The organism is Xanthomonas arboricola, assembly GCF_003353015.1.
Lineage (GTDB): Bacteria > Pseudomonadota > Gammaproteobacteria > Xanthomonadales > Xanthomonadaceae > Xanthomonas > Xanthomonas arboricola_E.
Genome location: NZ_QREM01000010.1, coordinates 163,885 through 190,062, shown reverse-complemented (window position 1 = coordinate 190,062; position 26,178 = coordinate 163,885). Strand labels below are relative to the sequence as shown.

The following is a 26,178-nucleotide window of genomic DNA, read 5'->3' as shown; positions in this document are numbered from 1 at the left end:
GCGGATGCGGACGAGGCCGACCAGCGCACTGGCCGCGATCGTGCTGGACAGGTGCGCCATGCCGGTTTCAGCCAGCGGCGCGCGCGTGCAACACAGCGTGCGTGGTGGGTCGCGCTAGCTGCGCCGCGTGGACGGACGCTTGCTGCGTTTCTTGCCCGGCGCCACGGCTGCGGTGTCCTCGCTGGCCAACGCGCCGCCGTTGTGCAGCTGTTCCAGCCACGACAGCGCATCGACATAGCCGAGGAAGTGCTGCAGATAGCCCGGCGAGCACTCGCGCATCAGGCTGATGCAGCGGTGCACCAGCACGCTGGAATTGAGCGGGCCGGCGTCCTTGGGGGCGTCCTGCAGCGACTGCCGCACCTGGCTGGCGGTGCGCACCGTGGTCCAGGTGCGACGGAAATCCTCCAGCGCCGGCAGCTCGGGAAACGGCGTGGCGTCGGCCGTGGCGGTCTTTCTGCTGTCCACTTCCATCAACGCGGCATGGCCTGCCATCTGCTCGGCCAATGCGCCCAGCGCGCTGCGTTGCAGTGGCTGCGCGGGATCGCCGGCCACAGGACGACGCGCAGCCTGCTTCACCGTTGCCGCATACGCATCGACCAGCGTGCCCAGCCTTTCTTCCAGCACCTGGCGCACTGCCTCGGCCTGGGTGCCGGCCCGCGCGGCCAGCGTCTCCATCAGGTGGAAACGCACCGGGTCCAGCTGGTCGGCACCCTGGCTGCGCCAATGCTGCAGGCGCGCGTGCGCGGAGGTCGCCTGCGTGCTCATCGCGTGCCTGCGGCCGCCGTGGGCTTGGCGGCAGAAGACGCACGCGACGTGGCAGGGCGCGCGATCGGTGCGATCTCCACGCGGCGGTTCCTGGCGCGGCGTGTTTCGTCGGCATTGGAATCCACCGGCTGCTGCGAGCCGAAGGCCGCGGCGAACACCGATCCGGCCGGCACGCCTTCGGCGATCAAGGCACGGGTCACGGTGAGCGCGCGTTGCGCGGAGAGTTCCCAGTTGTCGGCGTAGCGACGGTTGCCGCCCAGCACCGGGCGGTCGTCGGTGAAGCCGCTGACCATCAGGATCTCCTCGCGCGCGGCCAGGTACTCGGTCAACGGCGCGGCCAGCGTCTTCAGCACCTCGCGGCCTTCCGGCTGCAACTGATCGGAATTGAAGGCGAACAGCACATTGCCGCGGATGCCGATGCGGCCATCGACCAGGGTGACGCGGCCGGCGGCCAGGGGCGCGGCCAGCGCCTGCTCCAGCGTCTTGCGGCGCTGCGCTTCGGCCTGGCGTTGCCTGACCTCTTCGTCCAGGCGGCTGGACAGCTGCAGCTGCACACCGATCACCCCGACCAGGATCAGCACGAACGCGCCCAGCAGCACCGACATCAGGTCGCCGAAGGCGGCCCAGATCGGTGTGCCGGATTCGCCGTCGATGTCGATCTCGTCGCTCATGCCGCGCTGGCCTCGCCGGCAGCGGCCTCACCGGCATCGCCGCGGCCGCGGTCGAGCTGGCGCAGTTCTTCGATGATCTGCTTCTGCGACAGCATGCTGAGGTCCACCACCTCGCGCGCCTGCGCCACGTAGTACGCCAGTTGGTCGTCGCTGCGCGCCAGCGAGGCATCCAGGGCGCTGGCGACGTGCTGCAGGCGTGCGTTGAGCTCGCTGGTGGAGCCGCTGAACAGCTGCACCGCCACGCCGAAGGCTTCGCCCAGGCTGGCCACTTCCACCGCGCTGCCGCTGACATGCGCGGCCACCGCGCCGAGCTTGCCGGTCTCGCTGCCGATCTGCTCGGTGAGCTGGGTGCCCACGCGTTGCAGCAGGTCGGCCGAGGTGGTGACCAGCGCATCCACCGCTGCGCGTTGTTCGGTGGAGGCGTGATTGACCGCGTTGAGCAGGGTGTCCAGGGTGGCGAGCAGCTTGCTGCGTTCTTCCAGCATGGCGGTGTCGCGCACCATGCTCTCGGACAGGTTCTGGCGCAGCTCGGCCACCACATCGGCGGCGGCCTTGGGTGCTTCGGAAGCGATCTGCATCAGGCGCGCCACCTCGCTGATGGTGGCGCTGGCCTGTGCCTGCGCCTGCGTGGACAGCTCGCTGGCGGTGCTGGCCAGGGTGTCGCAGATCGCCTGCTGCTGCTGGGTGACGCGTTCGCCGGTGCGTTCCCACTGGGTGGTCAGCTCCGCGCTCATCGCGGTGAAGCGCTCGCTCCACAGCGCCAGGCGCTGGGTGTCGCGCGCTTCCAGCGCGGCCTGCAGGTCGGTGTGCGATTGCTGCAGCGTGCCGACCAGGGCGGCGGCATGCGTGTCGAAGCTGGCGGTGGCGGCCGCCAGCGCGCCCTGGTGCTGGCTCGCCAGGGCGGCGCTGGCGTCGCGTTGTTGCGCCAGCGCGTCGTTCCAGGCATTGGCCGTCTCGCTGCTGGACTGATCCATGCGCCTGGACACCGCATCGACCAGGGCGCTGGAGCGTGCGTCGAAGGTGCTTGCGAACTGGCTCAGCGTGCCCTGCAACTCCTGCGTCAGCAGGTGATTTGCGCGCTGCTGTTCGGCCACTGCCGCGGTCCAGGTGGCGGCTGCCGCCGCAGTGCTGTTCTCCAGCCCGCTGCTCAGGCCGTCGAGTTGTTGCTGCACGGCCTGCTGCACGCCGTCCTGCAGCGCGGTGGTCTGCTGGGCGAGCTGTGCGAGCGTGGCGTGCAACTGCGCACTCAACGCTGCGCCTGCGCGCTGCTGCTCGGCGAGCACTGCTGCCCAGTGCTCGGCAGCGGCGGCGGTGCTGCGTTCGAACCCGTCATTGAGCGCGGCCAACTGCTGCTGCACCGCGTGGGTCACGCCATCCTGCACCGCGATGCTGCGCTGATCGATCTGCGCCAGCGTGGTCTGCAACTGCTCGGTCAACGCGTGCTGCGCATGTTCCTGTGCAGCCAGCACGGCCTGCCAGTGCTCGGCGGCCGTCTGCGCACTGTGCTGGAAGCCGTCGTTGAGCGCGTGCAACTGCTGCTGCACGGCGGTGCCGACGCCGTCCTGCACGGCAGTGGTCTGCTGTGTGATCTGCTCCAGCGTGGTCTGCAGCCGCGTGTCGAGCGCTTGCTGCGCGCGTTCCTGTGCGGCGAGCGCGCTGGTCCAGTGCGCGGCTGCGGCACTGGCGCTGTGCTGGAAGCCGCTGGTGATGCCGTCCAGTTGCTGCTGCACGGCGTGGGTGAGGCGCTCGTGCAGGGCGGCAGTGTCGCGCGCGATGCTGGTCATGGTCGCTTCCATTGCCGGCTGCAAGGCCGCGCCCACCGCGCGTGCGCTTTCTGCCACGCCGCTCTGCAGCGATTGCTCCATCGCCGTGGCCAGGCGTGCGTAGGCCGCCTCGCTTCGGGCGTGGAATTCGGCCTGCTGCGCGGCCAGGCGTTCGTCGGCGGCAATGCTCTGCTGCTCGATGCTGTGCATCAGCGTCTGCAGGCGATCGATCAGCGTCGGCATCAGTGCGCTTTGCTGCTGCTGCAACTTGAACACTTCGCCACGCTGGTGCGCGTCCGAGTGCGGATGCAGCTCGGAGGCGATCTTCAGATCCAGCCGCTGCACTGCCTGCAACCGCTCGCGCCGGCACAGCGCCGACAACAGCCCCAGCATCGCGGAGGTCGCCACGCCGGCGATCGAGGTGCCGAACGCAAACGCCAGGCCTTCCACCGGTGCGGCCAGCGAGCCGCGGATGGCCTGCAGGTCGGTGGCGCTCTGCAATGCAAAGCCGGTGCCCTTGAGCGTGGCCATCATGCCGAGCAGGGTGCCGAGCATGCCCAGCAACACCAGCAGGCCGACCAGGTACGGTGTCAGCACCGGTGCCGGCAACGCCACGCGCTCGCCCTTGATGCGCAGGCGCACCGCGTTGCGCAGGCTTGGATGCAGGCGCTCCAGCCACTCGCCCAGCGCCGCCGGTGCGGTGGTCAACGCGGCAACGGCATCGTCCAGCGTGGCGCTGGCCTGGCGATAGCGATACAGCTCCAGCGCGCCGGCCACATAGCAGGCGCCGATCACCGCTGCGACGCAGGCGCCCAGCGGATTGGAGCCCAGATAACCGATGCCGACCCAGCAAACCGCCAACAGGCCGACGACAAACACACACAGGTGAACGAGAGTTCTGAACATGAGGTCCCAGTTAGCGGGTACGAAGCGCTGCGAGCAGGCCTTCGATCGGGTGAAAACGGACATCCAGCTCGGCGAGCAACACGCTCTGCATGTCTTTGCGAAACACATCCAGCCAGCCGTCGGAGACCGCGCGTGGCGCGGCGTCGCCGTCGGGTGGCGGGTTTGGCGCCTGCGCGGCATCGCGCAGACGCTCGAAATGCGCACCGAGCAGGGTCGGCACATGATTCAGCAGGGTCTGCTCGCGCGGGCTCAAGGTCAGCTCCATCACCGCATCCACCTCGGCCAGCCGCGCCATCTGCCCGGACTCAAGGGCCAGCATGTCGCGCAGGCGGCCACGCAGGTCGCCGGTGGCGGTGCGCATTGCGCGTTGCATGGCCAGGTAGTGGTGGCGGAACGGGGCATAGTCGGGTGCAGGTGCAGGTGCAGGTGCCGCTGTCGCGGCGTCGCTGTCGGCAGCGGCGGCGCTGCGCGCATCGCGCCGCACGCGCGCGACCACGGCATCCAGATCGACCACGCTGCTGGTCGCCAACCCGGTGCGTACGCGTGCGCAGGCCTCGACGTCGAGCCGGCGCGTCTCGGGCAGCGGTTCGATCTCCGGCAGCTTGCCATCCAGCGCCCTGGACACGGCGACCGCGCGCGTCCAGTCGATCCATTGGCTGAGCCGGTCGGCGAGCGCATGGTTGGACTGGGCAACGTGGGCATCGGTGAGGCGAGCGAGCAGGCGAATGAACGCCGGGCCCGACAAGGGCGCCCGTGGAGCAGCTTTCGCCATTGGTCCGGTCAAAGACCGCGCATTTTACACGGGAATGTGCGTGGTTCGGCGACCGGGCCAGGGCGCGGGAGCGCCTGCCCGCAGGTGGGGCTGGCGGCATTCAGCCGTGCTGGTGTGGGGTGGGCGGGCGCCTGTCCACAACCGCTGGCGGCGATTTGGTGCTGCCAGGGGGCGCCAACGGCACGCGCGCACGACCGCGCCGCAGCCGCGGGATGGCACGCATCTGTCGCCTGGGTGGCCCTCGCTAACCAATTCAGCTTCAAATCCCCGGTCGTCCGGTCGCGCCGGTTTCGCCAGGTGAACAGGTATAAGCTGCGGGCCGGGGAAAACCCAACGAGGTAACACGATGGACCGCTCCGACATGCAAGTGTCCGATCTGCTGGTCCAGGAGCTGCAAGGGTTCCACGATGCCTATGGCAGTGGACCGGACTTCTGGGATGCGTATCAACGCATCATGGCCATCGCAGCACAGGCCGGCGGCAACATGATCAACCTGGCCAACGAGATGGCATCGCTGGCGCAAGGGCTCGGCGCGATCGATCGCGCGCAGCTGCTATAGAACCCAAGGCTGCGGGGTGCGGCGGGCCGGCTGCACCGGCAGGCGCCGCGCTTATTCGGCGTCGGCAGCTGCCGGTTTGACCGCGACCGCAGGCGTGGCCTCGGGCTCGCCACGCTTCTTGTCGCGCCGCAGCGGGGTATCGCCCAGCCGCTCGATCGCACCACCGGATTGCTGGAACGCTTCCAGGTCGGCGGCCAGCCGTTGCTCGGACAACCGCGGCTTGCCTGGCTGATTGCTCACGGTCATCGACTGACGGCGGGAGTTGTTCATGGCGAAATCCTCATGCGTTGTACAGCGTCAAGGGAATGCCCCGCCGGCGTTGGTCGTCGTAGGTGGCACGCACGTCGCGGCAATACGGCCCGGACATGACGAAACGCCGGCAGATCGCCGGCCGCGTCTCGTAGATCGAACAGCACATGCGCGCCGCATCGATGGCCACGCACCAGCCTTCCTCGTCACGCGCCATCACGTGCCAGCCTTGCGGTGTCACGCTGGTCAAGTGTTGGGGGATGCGGTCGGTTGGATCGACCATGACGGTGAGCCGGCAACAGACGGCATCGCAGCGTTCGCAGAGATTCTTGATGGAAAAGGCCAGATAGAGTGAGGGCGACACCGGAGTCCGGCCGCACTTGCACCATACACCCTGGGCGTGCCGGGGTGTGAACCGGCCCCTGCCGTGTTGCTGCAGGTTGGCCACCGCAGCAGCGCAGAACGTCGGCGAGCGCGTGCCCGGCCTCGCCAAGCGGCGCGCTGTGCCGTTGCCTGTGCACGCGAGCGCAGCGCGCATCGGCCGGTTGCCGCTGGTGCCGTCGTTGCGGTTGCCGATGTCGTGCCGATGCGAAGACCGCGCTCACCTGCGCCGCCGCCCGGCTGCCGTAGCGTGGGGTGCGTGCATCAGCGCGACAGGAGATTCCATGACGACTTCCCAGCACCAGACATCTGCGCCCGATCAGAACGATGATCACCACGACCAGCGCAGCGCGCAGGAAAAGCAGGACGCCTTGCAGGACGATGCGCTGGAAGAAACCTTTCCGGCCAGCGATCCGGTGTCGCCGTTCGTGCCGGCCAAGCCGCTGGACTGACCGGGCCGCACAGCGACGAGCAATGCAAACGGCGCGGTCATCGACCGCGCCGTTTGCGTTTGCAGCGCTGCCGTGGGTTACGGCGTCAACACCACCTTGCGGCAATCGTCCTGCTTCTTGTCGAACAACTCATAGCCGCGCGCGGCGTCGGCCAGCGGCATGCGGTGCGAGATGATCGCGCTGGGCTTGAGGTCACCATTGCCGATGCATTCCAGCAAGTACGGCATATGCTTCTGCACATGGGTCTGGCCCATCTTGAAGCTCAGGCCCTTGTCGAAGGCGTCGCCGAACATGAAGGCATGGATGAAGCCGGCATACACGCCCGGCACGCTGACCACGCCGCAGCGGCGCGTTGCCGCGATGCACTGACGAATCGCCACACCGCTGCTGCCTTCCAGCTTCAGGTTGGTCAGTGCGGTTTCGATCGCGCTGCCTTCGGCCTCGAAGCCTACGGCCTCGATGCTGGCGTCCACGCCGCGGCCATCGGTCTGCGACACGATCACATCGGCCGGGTCATCGACCTCGTCGAAATTGATCGGGATGATGCCGTAGGCCCTGGACGCGAAGTCCAGCCGGTACGCATGCCGGTCGACCATGAAGATGCGCTCGGCGCCCAGCATGCGGCAGCATGCCGCGGCCATCAGGCCCACCGGGCCAGCGCCGAAGATCGCCACCGTCGAGCCCTGCTTGACCCCGGCATCGACGACCGCCTGGTAGCCGGTCGGCAGGATGTCGGACAGGAACAGCACCTGCTCGTCGTGCAATGCGTCGGGCACCACCAATGGCCCGACGTTGGCCTTGGGCACGCGCACGTACTCGGCCTGCCCGCCGGACAGGCCGCCATACAGATGGCTGAAGCCGAACAGCGCTGCCGGTGGGCGCATGTCCTTGTGGTTGAGCGCAGCGCCCTTGCCGGTGTTGGTGGTTTCGCAGGCGGAGAACTCCTGCAGCATGCAGTGGAAGCAGCGCCCGCAGGCCACCACGAACGGAATCACCACACGGTCGCCGGGTTTGACCGCGGTGACGTCGGGGCCGACGTCCTCGACGATGCCCATGAACTCATGGCCGAGAATATCGCCATGCCGCAGGTCCGGAATCTTGCCGCGGTACAGATGCAGGTCCGAGCCGCAGATGGCGGTGGCGGTGACGCGCAGGATCAGGTCGTCGCGTTCGACAAGGGTCGGATCCGGCACGGTTTCGACCCGGACATCGCGTGAGCCATGGTAGTTGAGGGCAAGCATGGAGATCTCCCGTAAGGCCGTCGGTATGCGGCAACGCCATGCAGTGTTGGCGGCGCGCCGTTAAGTCCATCAGCACGGCACGTGCGCACGGTGTGGACGCGTCCGATTGGCGACGCGGTGTTGATGCGTGTGTCACGTCTGGATAACCCGGGCGCTCGCACTCTCGGGCCACAGGCTGGATCGCCTGCAGCTGACAGCTGCAGCAACCATGCGACCCCGACAATCAACGACCGTGCCCTGCACGATCAATCAAGGAGACAACGATGGGAATTCTCAAGATGGTGACCGCCGGTGCGGTGGGCTACGTGGCGTACAAGGCGTGGCAGCGTCGTCAGAGCGACGCCAGCGAAACGGCCAGCCCGAACAACAGCGACCGCGACATTCAACGGCAGACACTCAGTGCGCCGGCCACCGCCGGCAGCACGCCGCCGCACGGTGATCCGCTGCGTGCAGCCGCCACGCTTTCCAGCGACCGCAAGCAGGCCCTCGGTGCGCTGGTCGTGTTCAACGAGCAGGAGCGCACGCTTGCGCAGCTGGCGGTCGTCAAGGGCCTGGACGGCGAGACGCTGCAATTCGCCCGCAAGATGGACGAGGCGCATAGCGCGGCATTGACCGACCTCAGCCGTTTTGCGCCCGATCGCAGCGGCACGCTGGCGCAGGCCGCGTCCAGCCGCGCCGATGGCACCCGCAAGCGTCTGGAAGGCCTGGACGGCAAGGAGTTCGAAACGCAGTACCTGCAGGCCAGCGTGAGCAGCCACGAGCAGGCGCTGACGTTGCTGGACGCCCAGCTGGCCAGCGAGCCGGGATCGAGCGATCTGGGCAAGGAACTGCAGCGCGCCCGCGAGACCATTGCCCAGCACCTGGAGCATGCCAGGTCGCTGCGGGCCAAGGCGAACCAGGCGCAGTGATCGACCGCAATCGCTGATCGAACATCGCAGCGTGTGCGTTGGAACGCAGACAACAGGCAGCTTCGGCTGCCTGTTGTCGTGACGGGCTGCCGGGCGCGTGTCGAGCATCCTTGATGCGCACATGCCGCACGCTCCGTCGATGAGACCGCGCAGCCGGCGGCGCCGACGATCAACAGCAGCAACCCGGTAAAGTGCCAGGGCCGCTGGCGAATGTAGTGCCAGAGAACGCGCGCAGGCATGTCCGGCAACAGCGCGGGCTGCGCGACGGTGTTCACGTATCGCTGTCGGCCAGCGCTTGCTGCGGGACGCGCAGGCCGAAGCGTGCGTGTTCGCGGCCTAGCTGCCCGGCCAGGCCGCTGTCCAGCGGGCGCCGGCCGTGGTCGTCGGCATAGCCGAACAGGCCGGTGGGGCAATGGCGGTAGTTGTCCCAGCCCGGATAGTCGAGCACCGGATACAGGCAGATCCCTTCCATCGGCACGCCCTGCTGCATGGCCAGTGCCACTTCGCTGCCGACGTGCGCGAGCCAGCCGGCGCGCTTGTCGCCTTCGGCGCCGGTTTCGGAGACGATCAGCGGACGCTGATAGCGGCGCCAGCATTCGTCGATGATCGCCGAAAACGGGCGGTGGTCGGCGCAGGTCCGCGGAATCGTTGCACCGCCCAGGTACCACTGATTGTCCGCGTAGTAGTTCAGGCCGACGATGTCCAGGTACTGCGGCGCGCCGCCCAGCCCGGGCCACTGCCTGCCGCAGATCATGTCCCAGGCCTCGAATTGCGCCATCCGCAGACGCTCCGCTTCCCGGCGCGGGCCGGGGCGGTCCTTGGCGGCGGCCACGTGGATGGCCGGGTCCACCTGCACGAAGCGCGCACGCGGTTCCACCTGGCGCACCGCATCGGTCGCGGCGATGGTGGCGCGTACCAGTTGATGCTTGAGCTCGAAGCCGCGTCCGCGCGCTTTGGGATGCATGCGCGCGTGGTCGCCGCCGTTCCAGGCCCAGAACGAGATCTCGTTGAGCGGCGCGTAGAACGGCACCGCATCGGTTTCGTTCCTGATGCATTGCGCCGCGGCGGCGGCAAAACGCGCGAAGCGATCGACGAACTGCGGGCGCCAGATATCCACATCGTCCGGCCAGCCGTAGTGGCACAGGTCCCAGATCACCTGGGTGCCGGCGGCATTGGCGGCATGCAGCATCGGCAGGAAACTGGACCAGTCGTAATGCTCGGGCCGCTGCTCGATCAGGTGCCAGCGCAGACCGTCGCGCACCGTGCGCATGCCGTGTGCGGCGACGGCGCGATAGTCGTCCGCGGCCCAGCGGTCGTGCCGGGTGCCGGCGATCAGATCGAGCCGACGGCCATCGCGACGGCGATGGGTCGAACATTCGAAGCCCGCCATGAAGAAACTGTCGAACACTGTGGGGCTGTGCACCTGGGGTCCTGCTGCATCTTCGCCGCACTGCCGGCGGAACAATGAAATGTGATTGACACGCCACGCCGGCCTGGAACGCCGCTTCGCATCACGGCCGCGCAATTCTGCCGGGTGACATCCGGCCGCTCAGGCCATCAGTTCGGCGCGGCGTTGGTGCTCGGCGTCTTCGATGCGCTTGAACAAGGCCAGCGCCTGGCCGACCACCTGATCCATGTTGTAGTACCTGTAGGTGCCCAGTCGCCCCAGGAAGGTGACATTGGGCGTCTCGGCGGCCAGTCGCTCGTAGCGCCGGTACAGCTCGGCGTTCTCCGCACGCGGAATCGGATAATACGGGTCGCCCTCGGCCGAGGGATACTCGTAGGTGAGGCTGGTCTTGGCATGCTGCTGGCCGGTGAGGTGCTTGTACTCGGTGATGCGCGTGTGGGCCACCGTTTCGGCCGGGTAGTTGACCGTGGCCACCGACTGGAAATATTCCTGCTCCACGGTGCTGTGTTCGAACCTGAGCGAGCGATACGGCAGCTTGCCGTAGCAATAGTCGAAGTACTCGTCCACCGGGCCGCTGTAGACCAGCTGGTCGTAGTCCAGGTCGTCGCGGATCTCGCGGTAGTCGGTATTGAGCATCAGCTTGATGTTGGGGTGATCGAGCATGCGTTCGAACATGCGCGTGTAGCCGTGCAGCGGCATTTGCTGGAAGCTGTCGGTGAAGTAGCGGTCGTCGTCGTTGGTGCGGGTGGGCACGCGCGCGGTTACCGACTTGTCCAGCTGCGACGGATCCAGGCCCCATTGCTTGCGCGTATAGCCCTGGAAGAAGGTCTGGTACAGCGCGCGGCCCACCTGGTTGATCACCACATCCTCGCTGGTCTGGATGTCGGCCACCGGCTCGGCGCGGCCGGCCAGGAACGCGGCGGCGTCCTCCTCGGTGGTCAGCTGCAGGCCGTAGAGCCGGTTCAGGGTGGTCATGTTGATCGGGATCGGTAGCTGCTGCTCGCCCACCTGCGCCAGCACGCGGTGCTCGTAGGGCCGCCACCGGGTGAAGCCGGACAGGTAATCCACGATGCGCTGCGCATTGGTGTGGAAGATATGCGGACCATAGCGATGGATCAGCACCCCGGCGTCGTCGTGGAAGTCGTAGGCATTGCCGCCGATATGCGGACGGCGGTCGACCACCAGCACGCGCTTGCCCAGGCCGGCCGCCAGCCGCTCGGCCAGCACGCTGCCGGCAAAGCCCGCGCCGATGATCAGGTAGTCGAATCCGCGCCGGGTGCCGCCGAGCACGCGCGTGCTCGCCAGCGGGACGGCACCGGTCGGTGTCATTGCTTCCATGTGAGTTTCTCCTTCATCGAGGCGTAGGTGCGGTCCCAGGACATGTCGCCCAGCACCTGGTCGGCGGTCTCCAGCAGTTGCTCGCGCTCGCTGCCGTCGCGCAGCGCGGCCTCGCAGGCGGCCACGAAGGCCGCGGCGCTGTCGGCAATGCGCACCACGCCGGTGTCGCCGTAGCTGCGCACCACATCGTGGATCGGCGTGGACACCACCGGGCAGCCGCCGGCCAGGTATTCGGGCGTCTTGGTCGGGCTGATGAAGCGGGTCGATGCGTTCATTGCGAACGGCATCAGCGCCACTTCCCAGCCGGACAGGTAGCCGGGCAGCGCGTCATACGTCCTGCTGCCGAGATAGTGGATGTTGTCGGCCTGCGGCAGCTCGGACGCGGCGATCTTGACCACCGGCCCGATCATCACGAGCTGCCACTGTGGCCGTTGCGCGGCGAGATCGTGCAGCAGGGCCACGTCGAGGCGCTCGTCGATCACGCCATAGAAGCCCAGGCGCGGATGCGGAATGGCGGCCTGATCGGCCGGCTCCTGTTGCGGCTGGCGTGCGGCAGCGAAATGCGCCACGTCCACACTGCTGGGGAAGGCATGCGTGTTGGCATGCAGCGCACGCTTGGCGTCCCAGATGCTGTAGCCACCGGTGAACACCACGTCGGCGCGTTGCAGCAACTCGCGCTCGCGCTGCACCAGCTCGGGCGGCGCACCGGCAAAGGCCGACAGCTCGTCCATGCAGTCGTACACGATCGCGCGCGCAGGCAGATGCGCGCTGAAGCTCAGGCTCATCGGCGTGTAGTACCACAGCAGCAGGTCGCCCACGCCAAGCTCGGCCAGGTAGCCATCCAGCAACCGGCGCTGCACCAGCACTGCATCCTCGCCGGTACACCCGGCCGGCAGGCGTGGCACCAGCACATGCAGGCCGCCTGCTTCGCCGCGCAGCTGCAGCCAGGGCGCGGACTCATCGCAGGCGATCGGCTCTTCCCAGAACAGCACATTGCAGTCGCCGGCAAAGCGCGACATCAGATGCTGCGGGCGCTGGTAGACGAAGCTCCAGCGCAGATGCGACAGGCACAACAGGGTGGTGCGCGCCGGATCGAATTGCGGCGTGCTGCCGGAGGAAACGGCGCGGCGGCCGTTGCCGATGTCGTTGTGGAACTGACCAGCCCAACTCATGTGATGACCTCATTGGAAGAAAAAGGGCGCGCGCCGATCAGGCGCGCGAAAGGCGGTCGCTCAGCAGTGGCGGGCGCGCCGGCTCGCTGCGTCGACGGGAATCGGCAGCCGGCAGCAGACGGCGTAGCGGCGCCGCTGCGTCGTGGACAGGCGCGGTCTCCGGCACGGGTGCCGGGATGCGCAGCGTGCCCAGGCGCGAGGTGGCATAGCCATCCGGATGCATGGACTGCCAGCGCCAGGTGTCGCGGCACATGCGGTCCAGGTCGTGTTCGGCCTTCCAGCCGAGCAGGCGATGGGCAAGCGTGGCATTGGCGTAGTACACCGCCACATCGCCGGCGCGACGCGGCGCAATGCGCAGCGGAATGCGCCGGCCGCTGGCGCATTCGAACGCGGCGGCCACCTCGCGCACGCTGTGGCCGCGCCCGGTGCCGAGATTGGCCACCAGGCCGGTGCGTTCGCGCTGCAGGTAGTCGATGGCATCCACGTGCGCGCGCGCCAGATCCATCACATGCAGGTAATCGCGCACGCCGGTGCCGTCGGCGGTGGGATAGTCGTCGCCAAACACCTGCAGCGCATCGCGGCGGCCGACCGCCACCTGCGCGATATAGGGCATCAGGTTGTTCGGCACGCCACTCGGGTCTTCGCCCAGGTAGCCGCTGGGATGCGCACCGACCGGGTTGAAGTACCGCAGCAGCGCGGCATTGAACGCCGGCCAGGCCGCGCTGAGGTCGGCGATCATCTCCTCCATCATCAGCTTGGTGCGTCCGTAGGGATTGACCGCCTTCAATGGCGCGTCTTCCCGGATCGGGCTGGTGTTGGCGTCTCCATAGACGGTGGCCGAGGAGCTGAACACCAGCGAGGTCACCTCGGCGGTGCGCATCGCGCGCAGCAGCGCCAGCGTGCCGGTCACGTTGTTGTTGAAGTACAGCAACGGCTCGCGCACCGATTCGCCCACGGCCTTGAGCGCGGCAAAATGCAGCACCGCGTCGATCTTCCTGGCAACCAGCAGCTCGGCCAGCGCGGGGGCGCGCACATCCATGCGATGGAAGTCCGGACGAGCGCCCGTCAGGTGCTGCAGATGGTCCAGGACGCGTCCGGAAGAGTTGCTCAAATTATCGACGATGCACACCGCGTGGCCACGTCGCGCCAACTCGACGCAGGTATGTGAGCCGATGTAGCCGGTGCCGCCAGTGACCAGAATTCTCATGGATTGCCTGCCTTGTGGAGGGCGCTGACGCGCCGGCCTCGCAATGGCGCGGATGCACCACCTCGCACGTATCGATGCGTGTTGCGTGATGTCATCGCGTCGGCAGGGCGCTGCGCCTGCACCACGCGTGGGTGGCGGGCAGCTCCGGGCGACAAGGAGGGGACATGCATCACGATCCAGCACCGCCTACGGTAGGAACCCGGCCGTGAGAGCAGGCACAGTGGTGGGTGCGTGGCGCGCGAGCGTGGTCTTGACCGAAGCCTCACCGGCACTGTGGATGTGCAGGAGTGCACAACATGCCGGGCACGGCTGTGGTGCAGGGAGGGGCGAGTCCGCCTGCGCACTGCGCGCGCGCTGCAGAAACGCAAAGGCCCGCCTGGCTGGGGAAGCAAGGCGGGCCTGGTGCCGGGGTGCGGCGCGGGTTGGCGTTACAGCGTGACGGCGCCGCCGGCGATGGTCAGCAAGGTGCCGGAGGTGTAGCTGGCGGTATCGGCTGCCAGCATCACGTACGCCGATGCCAGCTCGACCGGTTGCCCGGGACGGCCCATCGGCGTCTGACCGCCGAAGTTTTCCACCGAGTCCTCATCCATGCCGGCGGGAATGAACGGTGTCCAGATCGGACCCGGCAGCACCGCATTGACGCGGATGTGCCTGTCGGCCAGCACGCCAGCCAGGCCGATGGTCAAATTGGCCAGCGCGCCCTTGGTGGCGGCGTACGGCAGGATGTTCGGGGTCGGTTTCTTGGACTGCACCGAGGCGGTGTTGATGATGGAGCCACCCTGCTTCATCAGCGGCACCGACAGCTGCACCAGATGGAACGCCGCATGCACATTGGTATCGAAGGTCTTGCGCCATTCGTCCAGAGTGATGTCCTCGAACTTCTCGAAGTACTGCTGGTAGGCGGCATTGTTGACCAGGATGTCCAGGCCGCCGAACTGGCTGTGGACCTGCTCGATCAGCGCAGCGGCCTGCTTGGGGTCGCTGATGTCGCAGCCCACCAGCAACGCCTTGACGCCGGCCTTCTCGATCAACGCGCCGATCTTGGCGGCATCTTCCTGCTCGTCGGGCAGGTACGCGATCGCCACATCGGCACCTTCGCGCGCGTATGCAATCGCCACCGCCGCACCGATGCCGCTGTCACCGCCGGTGATCAACGCCCGTTTGCCGGTGAGCTGTCCGTGGCCGACGTAGCTCTCCTCGCCGTGGTCCGGGCGCGGATCCATCTTTTCGGTGCGTCCGGGAAAGCTCTGCTGCTGCGGCTTGAATGGCGGGCGTGGGTAATTGGGTACGGGCATCCTGGTCTCCTGGCGGTGTGACGCATCACGGTGGACTGCAGTGTGCGTGCGCAAACGTAAACATGCGGACTAGGCGATGTCGGCGGCGCGTGTGGTGATACCGCTGCTGCCTGCGCGGCGGCGGCTTCACGCCATCGCACAGCGTTGTTCACCGCTGTGCAATGCGCACCGGCCTAGCGTCGGGTCACCACCACCACCCGGGAGAAGCACGATGGGTCGCGAACCGAAAAAGCCGTGGGGTCCGGATACCGACCAGAACAAGCCGTTTACGCCGCAGGAGCAGCGCAACGAGGATGCCGACTGGAAGGTCCACGACATGCCCGACGACGATCGCGACGTGAACAAGGCCGATCCGGAACACGACTACGAACGGCCGGACGGCTCCGAGAAGCGCTGAGTCGCCGCTGGCGGCGCAGATCCGGCACGCGCACGGCGGGCGCGTGCCGCGCTTCACTTCGCCGGTGCTCCGGCTGCGTCGCCGTGTCGCCGGGCGGGCAGGACCATGCACACCGTCTGCACGGCCACCGCGTAGGCTGTCGACAACACCTCGCACCCGCTGCCCTTGCAGCCGGGCCTGCGCAACGCCTCCGGCGGCGTTGGTCCACATCAGCGTGAGCTGACATCCCGATCACGCGGCGGCGCATGCCAGGCGAGCTGGTCCCCAGGGCCGGCCCGGCGGTAGCCCTGCCGGGGCCGCCTTCCACCCCCTGCAAACCTTGCGCTTCTTGGCGTTTCGGCCAATTCGACGCGCGGACCGACCCCAACCATGACGCTTGGCACTGGCGCAATCCAGCGTCGCCATGCGTACTTCGGTCCGGACTTCAGCGGCGAGCTCGACTTGGGGGAAACGAGCGCCGCATGGCCGAACGGCCGTGACAGCGATGTGCCCTCCCGTGGTGATGTGCAGGCGTGTTTTTTCGCGCCGCCGTCACAATTCTCAACTGAACATGTACTAGTCATTGCGGACAGAAGCGCTCATGGACCGTCTTTCCTGCGCCATCATCGACGACGACGTGGAGTTCTGCGATCAGGTGGTCGAGCTAGCCACCGATAGCGGCTTCCGTGCCAAGGGCATCCATACCCTTGGCGAAGCCAGCCGTTGGCTGGACAGCAACTTCCCCGACCTGTTGGTGGTGGACGTTGGCCTGCCCGACGGCAGCGGTTTCGATCTCATCGAACGCCTCGATCCGGATCACACCCCGCAGATCGTGGTGGTTTCCGGCGACTACGCCCACGAAACCCAGGGCCGCGCGCAGCAGTTCGGCGTCAGCGCGTTCCTCACCAAGCCGTTCGCGCCCGAACGGCTGGAACGCGTGCTCGGCGGCATGCGCGAAGCGCAGCAGGGCAACCTGGGCATCATCGGCAACAGCGACAGCATCGTGCTGTTGCGCAAGGACATCGTGCGCGTGGCGCCGACCGACCTGAACGTGCTGGTGACCGGCGAGACCGGCACCGGCAAGGACCTGGTGGCGCGCGCGATCCATCGGGTCTCCGGCCGTCGTGGTCGCTTCGTGCCGGTCAACTGCGGTGCCATCCCCGAGGAACTGCTGGCCAGCCAGTTGTTCGGCCACGAGCGTGGCAGCTTCACCGGTGCCGATCGTCGGCATGCCGGCTTCCTGGAACAGGCCGCCGATGGCACCTTGTTCCTGGACGAGATCGGCGAGATGCCGACCCGGTTGCAGGTCTACCTGCTGCGCGCGATCGAGTCACGCAGCTTCATGCGCGTGGGTGGCAGCGAGGAAATTCCATTGGACGCGCGCGTGATCGCCGCCACGCACCAGCATGTGCAACGCGAGCACGGCGTGCTGCGCGAGGATCTGTACTACCGGCTCAACGAGTATCCGATCCAGGTGCCGCCACTGCGCGAGCGTCGCGGCGATGCGCGCCTGCTGGGCCTGCGCGTGATCGACGAGCTCAACCTCAAGTACGGCACCCGCAAGCTGCCGACCAAATCCCTGCTGCGCTACCTGGCGTACCACACCTGGCCAGGCAACGTGCGCGAGTTGCGCTCGTTCATCCGCTACCTGTACCTGCGCTCGGACGGCGACCTGTTGAGCGCACCGGATGTGGTGCAGACCGTGCCGCAGGCCGACCAGGACGGCCTGCTGATTCCGGCAGGCTGGACCATGCGCCAGGCCGAGGACGCCATGATCGAGGCGGCGTTGGCGCGCACGCGTTTCAACAAGAAGGCGGCGGCGCGCGAGTTGGGGATCAGCGTGCGCACCCTGCACAACCGGCTCAGCGACAAGGACGCGTAGGTGAGCGACCCGACCCACGAACGGCGGCGCGAGCTGCTGCATCAGCTGCGCAATCGCCTCAACGTGATGGGCTTTGCGTTGTACGCCTTGCGCAACGAGGCCTCCAAGCCGATGGAAACCCTGCGCACCACCCATCAATCGGCCGTGGAGTTGCTCAATCAACTGGGCGAAGAAGAACGCGCGCTGCGCCAGGACGCTGCGGTGTCCACCGACGGCACCGATCAGTAGTGCTCGGTCGGCTGGGTCTGGTTGCCGAGCAGGGCAGTAATGGTGCGCGGGTTGTATGGCTTCATGCAGTAGGACAGGTGCGCAAACCGCGGCGGTAGCGTGTAGCGGTCGTAGCCGGAACAGAACGAGAAAGGCACGCCGCGCGCGAGCAGCGCATCGGCCACCGGGAACACCGGTTGGCCACGCACATTGACGTCGAGCAAGGCACCGTCGATGGTCTGCCCGGAGGTCACCAGCGACAGCGCTTCCGGCACATTGCCCACCGGCCCGAGCACGCAGACGCCGGCCTCCACCAACAGGTCGTTGAGCGATTCGGCCAGCAGGTAATCGTCCTCGACCACGAGGATGCGAAGCCCGTTGAGTGGATTGTCCAGCATGGGAACTCCTCGCGCGGTGGCGCCGTCCGACGCAGCGCAGGCCATAGTGCGCGCCGCGTCGGTTAACGCCGCGCGTAAGCAGGCGCTTCCACAACCCGTGCGCGCGTTGCACCTGTATCGCTCAGACGCTGCGTAGCGGTAGAGGCGGGTTTGCGCCATCATTGACGATTGCGCCTCCCACCCGGCGCCGTTGATGCGATGGCTGCAATGACCGACGACGACACTTCCTGCGACGACCCGGCAGCGACCACTGCGCACGACGCCGTGGCGCCATCACCGTTGTTCATTCTCGGTGTCGGTGCCGATGGCCTGGATGCCACGCGTCTGGCCGAACTGCTCGACGCAATCGCCGGGGCGCCCAATCTGGTCATCATGCTGTTGCTGCGCGATCGCCACCTGCTGGACGAGCCGCGCCTGCGCGAGTTGCTCGGCACGCAATCCAGTCTGCTGCTGGCGCCCGAGGATGGCGATGCGCTGCATCCCGGGCACATTTACCTGCCCCCCAGCCATACGCTGGTGACCCTGGAAGAAGGCCGGCTGCGGCTGCGGCCGTTGGAGGAAGCCGGCGATCACGGCTTGATCGACAGCTTCTTCGTCTCGATGGCGCACGACCAGGACGGCAATGTGATCGGCCTGATCATGGGCCGCTTCGATGGCGACGGCACCCTGGGCACTGCGGCCATCAAGGAGTGCGGCGGTCTGGCATTGGCGGTGGACGAGCCGTCCTTGCACGGCATGGACCTGCGCAATGCCGGCAACCCGGCCGCCATCAGCGACGACATCCTGCCGCTGCCGCGCGTGGCCGCTCGCATCGCCGCGCATATGCAGCGCCATCATCGCTTCGGCCATCCGGCCCCGGTGGGCGTGCGCAACGGCAGCGAGAACGATCAGCTCAGCCAGGTCGCCAGCATCCTGCGCAATGCCACCGGCCACGATTTCCACGGCTACAAGCGCGCCACGTTCCTGCGCCGCGTGCAGCGGCGCATGCAGGTGGTGCAGGTGGACACGCTGGAACAGTATCTGGAGCAGCTGCGCAGCCGCTTCGACGAACCGCTGCTGCTGTTCAACGATCTGCTGATCGGCGTGACCCAGTTCTTCCGCGACCGCCGCGAGTTCGAGTTCCTGGAGCAGCAGGTGATCCCGCGCCTGTTCCAGGGCAAGCAGGCGGGCGACCACCTGCGCGTGTGGGTGCTGGGCTGTTCCACCGGTGAAGAGGCGTACTCGCTGGCGATGCTGTTGCGCGAGCACGCGCAGACGCTGGACGTGGCGCCACGCATCCAGATCTTCGCCAGCGACATCGACGGGCGGGCACTGGCCATTGCGCGGGTGGGGCGTTATTCGTCCGGCATCGTCGCCGACGTGGGGCCGGAGCGCCTGCAGCGCTGGTTCGTCAAGGAAGGCGACACCTATGTGGTGAGCAAGCAGCTGCGCGAGCTGTGCGTGTTCTCGCAGCACAGCATCGTCAAGGACCCGCCGTTCTCGCGGCTGGATCTGGTGTCGTGCCGCAACCTGCTGATCTACCTGGATGCCGAATTGCAGAACCGGGTGATCCCGGTGTTTCACTTCGCGCTCAAGCCGGGCGGCTACCTGTTCCTGGGCAACGCCGAAAACGTCTCGCGGCACGCCAAGTTGTTCGCACCGGTGGAGCGCAGCTTCCGCGTGTTCCAGAAGATCGATGCCGACAGCCGCATGCACGCGACCTTTCCGTCGTCCTCGCTCGGACTGGACGGCCATGTCCCGGTGGCAAGCCGTCAGCAGCGCAGTGCCAGCAATGCGCTGGTGCTTGCCGGCGAGCGCATCGCCGACCGCTATGCGCCGGCCTATGCGGTGCTGGACGAACATTTCGACGTGCTGCATTTCTCCTCGCAGGCCGGCCGTTTCATCCGTCCCGGCGGCGGCGCGCCCAGCTTGAACCTGCTCAACCTCGTCCACCGCGACCTGCGGCTGGAGTTGCGCAGCGCGCTTGGCCGCGCCGAGGCGGACATGACGCCGGTGCAGGCCAAGGGCATCCAGATGCACGAGGATGCGGCGACCCTGGCAGTGGACCTGTTCGTGGAGCCGACGCTGGATTCGGAGGTGCCGCGCGGCTACGTGGTGTTGTTCCAGGAAGTGGAAGCGCGCGAACTGGCCGAGCTGGCGCCGCCCAAGGACACCGTGTCCGACAACGCACACGTGCAGGCGCTGGAGAACGAACTGCGCATGACCCGCGAGCGGCTGCAGTCGATGATCGAGGAGCTGGAGAGCACCAACGAGGAGCTCAAGTCCTCCAACGAGGAATACCAGTCGCTCAACGAAGAGCTGCAGAGCGCCAACGAAGAGCTGGAAACCTCCAAGGAGGAACTGCAGTCGGTCAACGAGGAAGTCACCACGGTCAACGGCGAGCTGGCCCATCGCGTGCAGGAGCTGGCGCATGCCAACAGCGACCTGAAGAACCTGCTGGAAAGCACCCAGATCGCCACCGTGTTCCTGGACAACGAGCTGCGCGTCACCAACTTCACCCCCGCGGTGACCGACATCCTGCCGTTGGTGGAAAGCGATATCCACCGGCCGATCAGCAACATCAAGCTGCACGTGACCTACGACGAGCTGCAGGACGACGTGCGGCGGGTGATCCGCACGCTGGCGGTGCTGGACCGCGAAGTGGAAAACCCCGCCACCCGCGCCCGCTACATGGTGCGGGTGCTGCCGTACCGCACTGTCAACAACTTCATCGGCGGCGCGGTGTTGACCTTCATGGACGTGACCCCGCTGACGCGCGCCGAGCGCGCCTTGCGCAGCAGCGAGCAGCGCCTGCGCACCCTGATGGAAGGCATTCCGCAGCTGGTGTGGCGTTCACTCGATGGCGGTCGCTGGACCTGGTCCAGCCCGCAATGGTCCAGCTATACCGGGCAGGGCGATGGCGAAAGCCTGGAGCTGGGCTGGTTGCAGGCGGTGCATCCGGACGAGCGCGAGCTGACCTTGAATGCCTGGCACGACAGTGCGCGTACCGGCGGGCTGGACGTGGAGCATCGCCTGTTCAATGCCGCCGAGGATCGCTACCGCTGGTTCCACACGCGCAGCGCGCCGGTGCTGGACGAGCGCGGCCAGGTGCTGGAGTGGCTGGGAACCTCGACCGAATCGGACAATCTGCGCCGCCTGCAGGACGAGCAGCGCGTGCTGGTCAGCGAATTGCAGCACCGCACCCGCAACCTGATCACCGTGGTGCAGTCGGTCGCCAAGCAGACCGTGCAGACCAGCCACAGCATGCCGGAATTCGCCGGCAGGTTCGACGACCGGCTGTCTGCGTTGTCGCGCGTGCAAGGGCTGTTGTCGCAGTCCGACAATGTGCCCACCACCATCGGCGCCCTGCTGCGCATGGAGCTGGATGCGCTCGGTGCCGAACCCGATCAACAGCGCATCGTGGTGGAGGGACCGGATGTGGCGCTGCGCAAGTCCACCGTGCAGACGCTGGCGCTGGCGCTGCACGAGCTGGCAACCAATGCACTCAAGCATGGCGCGCTGGCGGTGGAGACCGGCACCTTGTCGGTGCGCTGGGATGTGGTGTCCGACGACGACGCCTCTGCGCGCCTGGTGCTGTCGTGGATCGAAGAAGGCGCCAGCCAGCAGCGACGCGGCGATCGCGACCAGGCGGGCGGATTCGGCCGCCGCCTGATCGAAAAGGCCCTGCCGTACAGCCACGGCGCGCAGACCCGTTACGAGCTCAGCGATACGCGCCTGGAATGCGAGATCCAGTTGCCGCTGACCTCGCTGCACGACCAGTAGCGCCGGCTCACTGCACGCGCGCGTGCAGTCTCTGCGCACTCGGGCAGGCGCTGCCATGCCGATGTGCGAAAGGCTGTGCATCCCGGCGCGCCCTCACGGAAAATCCTGCGCGTGCGTGCAGATGTTGCGACGGATTCGCACCTCGCAGCGCCGCTGATGCCACCGCTGTCATGCAAGAGCGTTGCAGCGCGCCCGTGTGCAGCAGCAAAAAACTTGGCGCGTATTGTGCGTAGCTCCTTGCTGTCATCAGGCAGCACAGTGGACTCAACATGCTTACGCGCATTCTTCAGTTGTCAGGCCGCGTTGCGAGCAATGCCTGGGTCGAGATCGGTGTCGGTGCCGATGCCGACATTCTGGTTGCCGACCGCGGCGGCAGACGCGAGGAACGTGCAACCTTCGGTCGACGCGCGCCGGGACAGCAGCGCTCGATCACTACCCAGGAGCCGGAATGGCTGGGGCGCGTGGACCTGGCCATCTGGGAAACCCAGCGCTGCCTGGTCCCGCTGTGCGGCTTCGTCGGCACCGCATCGACAGACGGCGCCACCGCGGCCACCTGGCTGAGCCAGGACGGTGGCGCGCTGTACGCCGCAGGCCTGCGCAATGTCATGGATATCGGCGGCCGCCTGCAGATGGGGTTCTCGTTGCTGGTCGCCTCCTCGGCCAGCCTGCCGACGCAGCGTCCCCTATGCATCGAAGGCGATGCCACGCGCTGGCTGCAGGTCAGTGGCGAGGAGGCGATGCGTCAGCTCCTGCCATGGCGGCTGGAGCGTTGCACCACTGCAGCAGGCGTGCGGCCGGAGTGGGCAACCGACGCGCAGGCCAAGCAGGCCGCGCCCATCTGAAAAAAAAGCCCGGGTCGCAAAGCGACCCGGGCCGGTTTCAGCAACCGCCGTCAGTGACGGTCAGCGCTGGATGTCGCCGGTGGTGGAGCCGGCCCCCGGGCCCGCGCCCAGGTCTGCACCGGTGACACGGTCCAGTTCCGGATTGGACAACAGGCGCAGCGACATCGCATCCAGTGCTTCGGTCTGGGTTGCATCCAGCGCCACCGTGGCCGAGCCATCGCCACCGTCGACGGCGGACTGCAGCGCACGGTCTGCCACCACGTCCCATTGTTCGCCGGCATTCCACGGGCCGACCGTATCGCCATCGCCCTGCGACATGTTGTAGTAGATGTCGGTAAAGCGCGGGTCGCCCGGCAGCTTGCCCGGCGGGAAGTTCGGTTCGATCGCGTACAACGCCTTTTCGAACGACTTCTGGTGCGCCACCTCGCGCGTCATCAAGAAGCGCAGCGCGTCCACGATGCCCGGATCGTCGGTGACGGTGATCAGGCGTTCGTAGACCAGCTTGGCGCGCGCTTCGGCAGCGATGTTGGAACGCATGTCCGAGGTCGGGCAACCGATCGAATCGACATAGGCCGAAGTCCACGGCACGCCGCTGGAATTGACCAGCGCCGGGCCACCGCCGTACAGGATCTGCTGGGTGTGGCTGGTGCTGTTCTGGGTCATGGAGCGCATCTCCATGGCCTCTTCCATGCCTTCGGACAACACCGCCTTCGGGCCCTTGTTGAGCATGGCGATGATCGAGCCGATGATTTCCAGGTGGCTCAGTTCCTCGGTGGCGATATCGAACAACAGGTCCTTGCGGCCCGGATCGTCCTCGCCCAATGCCTGGGTGAAGTACTGCATCGCCGCGGCAAGTTCGCCTTGCGGTCCGCCGAACTGTTCGAGCATCAACGTGGCCAGATCCGGATTGGGTTCGGCGACGCGGACGGTGTACATCAGACGCTTGTTATGCATGAACATGGGTCGTGTTTCCTGGCTGGCGCCCGACGACGACTGCAACGCGGCATGCGCGCAGAAACCTGAGGCTGGCGATGGGAGTTGCCCGCGGGACGCGGGCGAACGCAGGCGGCGGGGCCGCCTGCGCGCTGCATCAGGCCGCTTTGCTGGCCTTGGATGCCTTTTGGTTACCGCCCTGCTCGGCGAGCAGGGTCAGCTTTTCATCGGTGGCCTTTTCTTCTTCCAGCGTCGACAGCAGCAGGCCGACCGCATCGGTGTAGCCCAGCTGTTTGGCGATCGCCGCGATGGTGCCGTACGAGGCGATCTCGTAATGCTCCACCTTCTGTGCGCCGCCGATCAGCGCCGCATCGCGGACCGGGCCTTCCTCGATCTCGTCGATCACCTCGCGGCTTTCCTCGACCAGGCCTTCCATCGCGGCACACTTGATGCGCTTGAGCTTGATGCCGAGCAGTTCGACGATCTGGTCGATACGCTCGATCTGGCCCTGGGTTTCTTCCAGGTGCAGCTTGAACGCTTCCACCAGCTTGGGTTCGGTGGCCGCGCGTGCCAGGCGCGGCAGCGACTTGGTCAGCTGCTTTTCTGCACTGTAGATGTCCGACAGCTCGTGGACGAAAAGCTCTTCAATTGTCTTGATCGCCATGGGCGGCTCCTAGGAATGGATGGATAGATGGAGAAACGGTGCGCTGCACCGCGCCTACGGATTGCAGTGGATTACGTGCGAGACAGCTGCAGCATCATCGCGACATCGCAGTACCCGACACGGCGCCGGGCTGGTGAGGCAGCGGTGCCGTCGTGCCGGCTCGCCCTGTCTCGCATGGTCGCTACGCTAGTCGTCGGCGTGTTAGCGGGATCGGTGGATGCGGTGAGTCCGATGCGATAACGACCTGTGCCGCAGGAGAAGATGAGGCGCCGGCGATCGATGCCGGCGCGCCGAGCCAGGGCAGTCGCGCTGACATCGACCGGGGCCGATACCGCCGTGCAGGAATGCGGTGTGCAACGCGCATGACCCATGCCGTGCAGGTGCCGCACCGGTGTGCCGGTGTCCGTTCCACCTGCGCGGCTGTGGATGCTGATGCACGGCGGTTGCGCCGGCACCGCGCGGCACCGCGCGGCCTGCGCGATGCGCCAATGCACGTCGTTGCAGATCGATGCGCTACAACCGACCGCTCTTCCTTGTTACTGGGAGCCGCCATGACGCCGTTGGACAAACCGCTACGCCGAAAGCTGCAGATCGGAGAGCAGGCCTACACCCTGATCATCGATCCGCAGGGACTGAAGCTGGTGGAAAAAGGCCGTCGCAACGGCGTGACCTTGCGCTGGGACGAGCTGGTCAGCGGCGATGCCGCACTGGCCCGCGCACTGCAGGCCTCACTCGAGTCCTGACGGCAGCGCGCGGGCAAGCGGATTCAGCTCGAAGGAAACAACCGCGCCAGTTCGCGCACCGCGGCTGCGGAGGCGGCAGGATCCGGCGTGGCGTCGGGGTTGTTGAAATCGTTGGCACCCTGCGCCTGCACCAGCAGGCCATCGCGACGCGGCACCACGTTGAGATTGTGGCCGCGCCACACCAGCCCGTAGCTCACTTCCGGTTGCGGAATCAGGCGCGCGGTCTGCCCGCGCACCGGGATGACGCTGTCGTCGCCAAGCAACGCGCGTGCGCCGTAGCCGGTGGCATTGACCAGGATCCTTTCGCGCAACTGCCCGAACTGGCGCGGATGCTCGAAGCTGCGTGTGTACAGTTCGCCGCCAGCCTGCAGAAAGTCGTCCATCAACAATCGCGCATAAGCGCTGAGGTTGAAGGTCAGTTGGCTGTAGCGGCGCACGAACGGCACCGGGAATGGATGACTGCCGGCAGCGACCGGCTGCGAGCGCGGGCCGAGATCATGGATCAAGTCGCGCTCCAGTGGCGGGTAATCCGGCTCGTGCGCTTCGGCCGATGCAATCGGCTGGTCGAACGGCACATCCGACAACGCATAGCCATCGCGCCATTCGATCGGCTCGCCCGGCAGGCCCAGCAGGGTCTGGTAGCGGCGGAACGAAATGCGCGCCATCTCTTCCCAGCGCGTCTTGAAATCGGCAGTGGCGTGCTCGCTGGTGCACACCCGCGAGTCCGGCGACCACACGCCGGTGGCGTAGAACGAGCGCACGTCCGGCAGGCGCTCGCGCGCATAGATGCGCACGCGCAGGCCCGCGCGTTGCGCCACCAGCGCGGTGGTCAGCCCGATCGCACCGCAGCCGATCACCGCCAGCTCGCGCGCATCCGTATCGGCCGCGCGCACCAGCCGCAGCGCGTGCTCGGCCGCGCCCCACGACAGCGACCATCCACTGCCGCCATGCCCGTAGTTATGTACCACCGTCTTGCGACCGATGCGCTCGGCCTCGATCCGTGGACCCTGCGCACGGAACGGGCGGGTGCAGCCGTTGATCGCGATGATGCGATCGACCGCCGCACGGATCGGCGCCAGCGGCAGCGCTGCGGCGAACTGCTGGGGCAGGGCACCCGGCGGCATGGCCGGCAGTGGCGACGACGGTGCAGCGGCCGCCTTGCCGGTCGCGGCCCAGCTTGCGGTGGAAGCGGCCGCAAGCGCAAGGCCGGCGCTGTGCAGGAAATGACGACGGTGCATGCGACTCCTGAGCGGTGTGGAGGGAGATGATCGGGACCACGGCGCC

The 26,178-nt window shown here is 67.2% G+C and carries 25 protein-coding genes; 9 read left to right on the top strand and 16 right to left on the bottom strand.

Annotated elements, in window-relative coordinates; translation table 11 throughout:
* Positions 1-114: 114 nt before the first annotated feature.
* From C0541_RS18260 to C0541_RS18245, 4 genes are read right to left on the bottom strand one after another with little or no spacing between them, the layout of a single operon-like run.
* The gene (locus C0541_RS18260; RefSeq protein ID WP_115050768.1) at positions 115-765 is read right to left on the bottom strand and encodes a DUF2894 domain-containing protein; all 651 of its coding nucleotides are present in this window, start codon (positions 763-765) and stop codon (positions 115-117) included.
* The gene (locus tag C0541_RS18255) at positions 762-1,436 is read right to left on the bottom strand and encodes an OmpA family protein (protein ID WP_115050767.1); all 675 of its coding nucleotides are present in this window, start codon (positions 1,434-1,436) and stop codon (positions 762-764) included. Before C0541_RS18255 ends, C0541_RS18260 begins: the two co-directional genes overlap by 4 nt.
* Positions 1,433-4,105, bottom strand: a complete 2,673-nt coding sequence (locus C0541_RS18250; protein ID WP_115050764.1) for a DUF802 domain-containing protein — start codon at positions 4,103-4,105, stop codon at positions 1,433-1,435. Before C0541_RS18250 ends, C0541_RS18255 begins: the two co-directional genes overlap by 4 nt.
* 10 nt (positions 4,106-4,115) lie before the next feature.
* Positions 4,116-4,877 (bottom strand): DUF3348 domain-containing protein, encoded by a 762-nt coding sequence (locus C0541_RS18245; protein WP_161960152.1) that lies wholly within the window; start codon positions 4,875-4,877, stop codon positions 4,116-4,118.
* 346 nt (positions 4,878-5,223) lie between these two features.
* On the opposite strand from C0541_RS18245, the gene C0541_RS18240 reads away from it, so the two are divergent.
* On the top strand, positions 5,224-5,436 hold the full coding sequence (locus C0541_RS18240) for a hypothetical protein (protein WP_115050760.1): 213 nt from the start codon (positions 5,224-5,226) through the stop codon (positions 5,434-5,436).
* A 51-nt stretch (positions 5,437-5,487) separates the two neighbouring features.
* Here the strand turns inward: C0541_RS18240 and C0541_RS18235 are convergent, their stop codons facing one another.
* Together C0541_RS18235 and C0541_RS18230 are read right to left on the bottom strand one after the other, a co-directional pair.
* Entirely contained in the window at positions 5,488-5,706 is a 219-nt protein-coding gene (locus tag C0541_RS18235; RefSeq protein ID WP_115050758.1) for a hypothetical protein, read from the bottom strand.
* Between the two features lie 10 nt (positions 5,707-5,716).
* On the bottom strand, positions 5,717-6,133 hold the full coding sequence (locus C0541_RS18230; protein WP_115051149.1) for a YkgJ family cysteine cluster protein: 417 nt from the start codon (positions 6,131-6,133) through the stop codon (positions 5,717-5,719).
* A gap of 217 nt (positions 6,134-6,350) precedes the next feature.
* Here C0541_RS18230 and C0541_RS21100 point away from each other — a divergent pair, with 217 nt between their 5' ends.
* Entirely contained in the window at positions 6,351-6,518 is a 168-nt protein-coding gene (locus tag C0541_RS21100; protein ID WP_193725961.1) for a hypothetical protein, read from the top strand.
* A 77-nt stretch (positions 6,519-6,595) separates the two neighbouring features.
* Here the strand turns inward: C0541_RS21100 and C0541_RS18220 are convergent, their stop codons facing one another.
* The gene (locus C0541_RS18220; RefSeq protein WP_115050756.1) at positions 6,596-7,759 is read right to left on the bottom strand and encodes a zinc-dependent alcohol dehydrogenase; all 1,164 of its coding nucleotides are present in this window, start codon (positions 7,757-7,759) and stop codon (positions 6,596-6,598) included.
* A 263-nt stretch (positions 7,760-8,022) separates the two neighbouring features.
* On the opposite strand from C0541_RS18220, the gene C0541_RS18215 reads away from it, so the two are divergent.
* Positions 8,023-8,667 carry a DUF4142 domain-containing protein gene (locus tag C0541_RS18215; RefSeq protein ID WP_115050754.1) on the top strand — a complete coding sequence of 215 codons (645 nt, stop codon included), beginning with the start codon at positions 8,023-8,025 and terminating at the stop codon, positions 8,665-8,667.
* Positions 8,668-8,938: 271 nt separating this feature from the next.
* Here C0541_RS18215 and C0541_RS18210 read toward each other — a convergent pair whose 3' ends face one another.
* From C0541_RS18210 to C0541_RS18190, 5 genes are all read right to left on the bottom strand, one after another.
* On the bottom strand, positions 8,939-10,090 hold the full coding sequence (locus C0541_RS18210; protein ID WP_115050752.1) for a beta-glucosidase: 1,152 nt from the start codon (positions 10,088-10,090) through the stop codon (positions 8,939-8,941).
* A 126-nt stretch (positions 10,091-10,216) separates the two neighbouring features.
* On the bottom strand, positions 10,217-11,404 hold the full coding sequence (glf, locus tag C0541_RS18205; protein WP_429001357.1) for a UDP-galactopyranose mutase: 1,188 nt from the start codon (positions 11,402-11,404) through the stop codon (positions 10,217-10,219).
* Positions 11,401-12,585 carry a glycosyltransferase family 1 protein gene (locus C0541_RS18200; RefSeq protein WP_115050748.1) on the bottom strand — a complete coding sequence of 395 codons (1,185 nt, stop codon included), beginning with the start codon at positions 12,583-12,585 and terminating at the stop codon, positions 11,401-11,403. The genes glf and C0541_RS18200 overlap by 4 nt, the downstream gene beginning before the upstream one ends.
* A 37-nt stretch (positions 12,586-12,622) precedes the next feature.
* Positions 12,623-13,792, bottom strand: a complete 1,170-nt coding sequence (galE, locus tag C0541_RS18195) for a UDP-glucose 4-epimerase GalE (RefSeq protein WP_115050746.1) — start codon at positions 13,790-13,792, stop codon at positions 12,623-12,625.
* Between the two features lie 428 nt (positions 13,793-14,220).
* The gene (locus C0541_RS18190) at positions 14,221-15,087 is read right to left on the bottom strand and encodes an SDR family oxidoreductase (RefSeq protein WP_115050744.1); all 867 of its coding nucleotides are present in this window, start codon (positions 15,085-15,087) and stop codon (positions 14,221-14,223) included.
* A 211-nt stretch (positions 15,088-15,298) separates the two neighbouring features.
* Here C0541_RS18190 and C0541_RS18185 point away from each other — a divergent pair, with 211 nt between their 5' ends.
* From C0541_RS18185 to C0541_RS18175, 3 genes are all read left to right on the top strand, one after another.
* Positions 15,299-15,484 carry a hypothetical protein gene (locus C0541_RS18185; protein ID WP_115050742.1) on the top strand — a complete coding sequence of 62 codons (186 nt, stop codon included), beginning with the start codon at positions 15,299-15,301 and terminating at the stop codon, positions 15,482-15,484.
* 580 nt (positions 15,485-16,064) lie between these two features.
* A complete protein-coding gene (locus C0541_RS18180; RefSeq protein ID WP_161960151.1) occupies positions 16,065-17,345 on the top strand; it encodes a sigma-54-dependent transcriptional regulator in 1,281 nt (426 codons plus the stop codon).
* On the top strand, positions 17,346-17,573 hold the full coding sequence (locus C0541_RS18175) for a hypothetical protein (protein ID WP_161960150.1): 228 nt from the start codon (positions 17,346-17,348) through the stop codon (positions 17,571-17,573).
* Here the strand turns inward: C0541_RS18175 and C0541_RS18170 are convergent.
* Positions 17,567-17,950, bottom strand: coding sequence for a response regulator (locus C0541_RS18170; RefSeq protein ID WP_115050738.1), 384 nt, complete (start codon positions 17,948-17,950; stop codon positions 17,567-17,569). The two genes, C0541_RS18175 and C0541_RS18170, sit on opposite strands and share 7 nt — an antisense overlap.
* Before the next feature lie 207 nt (positions 17,951-18,157).
* Between C0541_RS18170 and C0541_RS18165 the strand changes: the two genes are divergently transcribed.
* Positions 18,158-21,712, top strand: coding sequence for a CheR family methyltransferase (locus C0541_RS18165; protein WP_161960149.1), 3,555 nt, complete (start codon positions 18,158-18,160; stop codon positions 21,710-21,712).
* A 269-nt stretch (positions 21,713-21,981) separates the two neighbouring features.
* Positions 21,982-22,554, top strand: coding sequence for a hypothetical protein (locus tag C0541_RS18160; protein WP_115050737.1), 573 nt, complete (start codon positions 21,982-21,984; stop codon positions 22,552-22,554).
* Positions 22,555-22,614: 60 nt separating this feature from the next.
* On the opposite strand, the gene C0541_RS18155 is transcribed toward C0541_RS18160, so the two are convergent.
* Positions 22,615-23,514 (bottom strand): manganese catalase family protein, encoded by a 900-nt coding sequence (locus C0541_RS18155; protein WP_115050735.1) that lies wholly within the window; start codon positions 23,512-23,514, stop codon positions 22,615-22,617.
* Positions 23,515-23,644: 130 nt separating this feature from the next.
* The gene (locus C0541_RS18150; RefSeq protein ID WP_115050732.1) at positions 23,645-24,151 is read right to left on the bottom strand and encodes a ferritin-like domain-containing protein; all 507 of its coding nucleotides are present in this window, start codon (positions 24,149-24,151) and stop codon (positions 23,645-23,647) included.
* 551 nt (positions 24,152-24,702) lie between these two features.
* Here C0541_RS18150 and C0541_RS18145 point away from each other — a divergent pair.
* A complete protein-coding gene (locus C0541_RS18145; protein ID WP_115050730.1) occupies positions 24,703-24,894 on the top strand; it encodes a hypothetical protein in 192 nt (63 codons plus the stop codon).
* A gap of 23 nt (positions 24,895-24,917) precedes the next feature.
* On the opposite strand, the gene C0541_RS18140 is transcribed toward C0541_RS18145, so the two are convergent.
* The gene (locus C0541_RS18140; protein WP_115050728.1) at positions 24,918-26,132 is read right to left on the bottom strand and encodes an FAD-dependent oxidoreductase; all 1,215 of its coding nucleotides are present in this window, start codon (positions 26,130-26,132) and stop codon (positions 24,918-24,920) included.
* Positions 26,133-26,178: the final 46 nt, after the last annotated feature.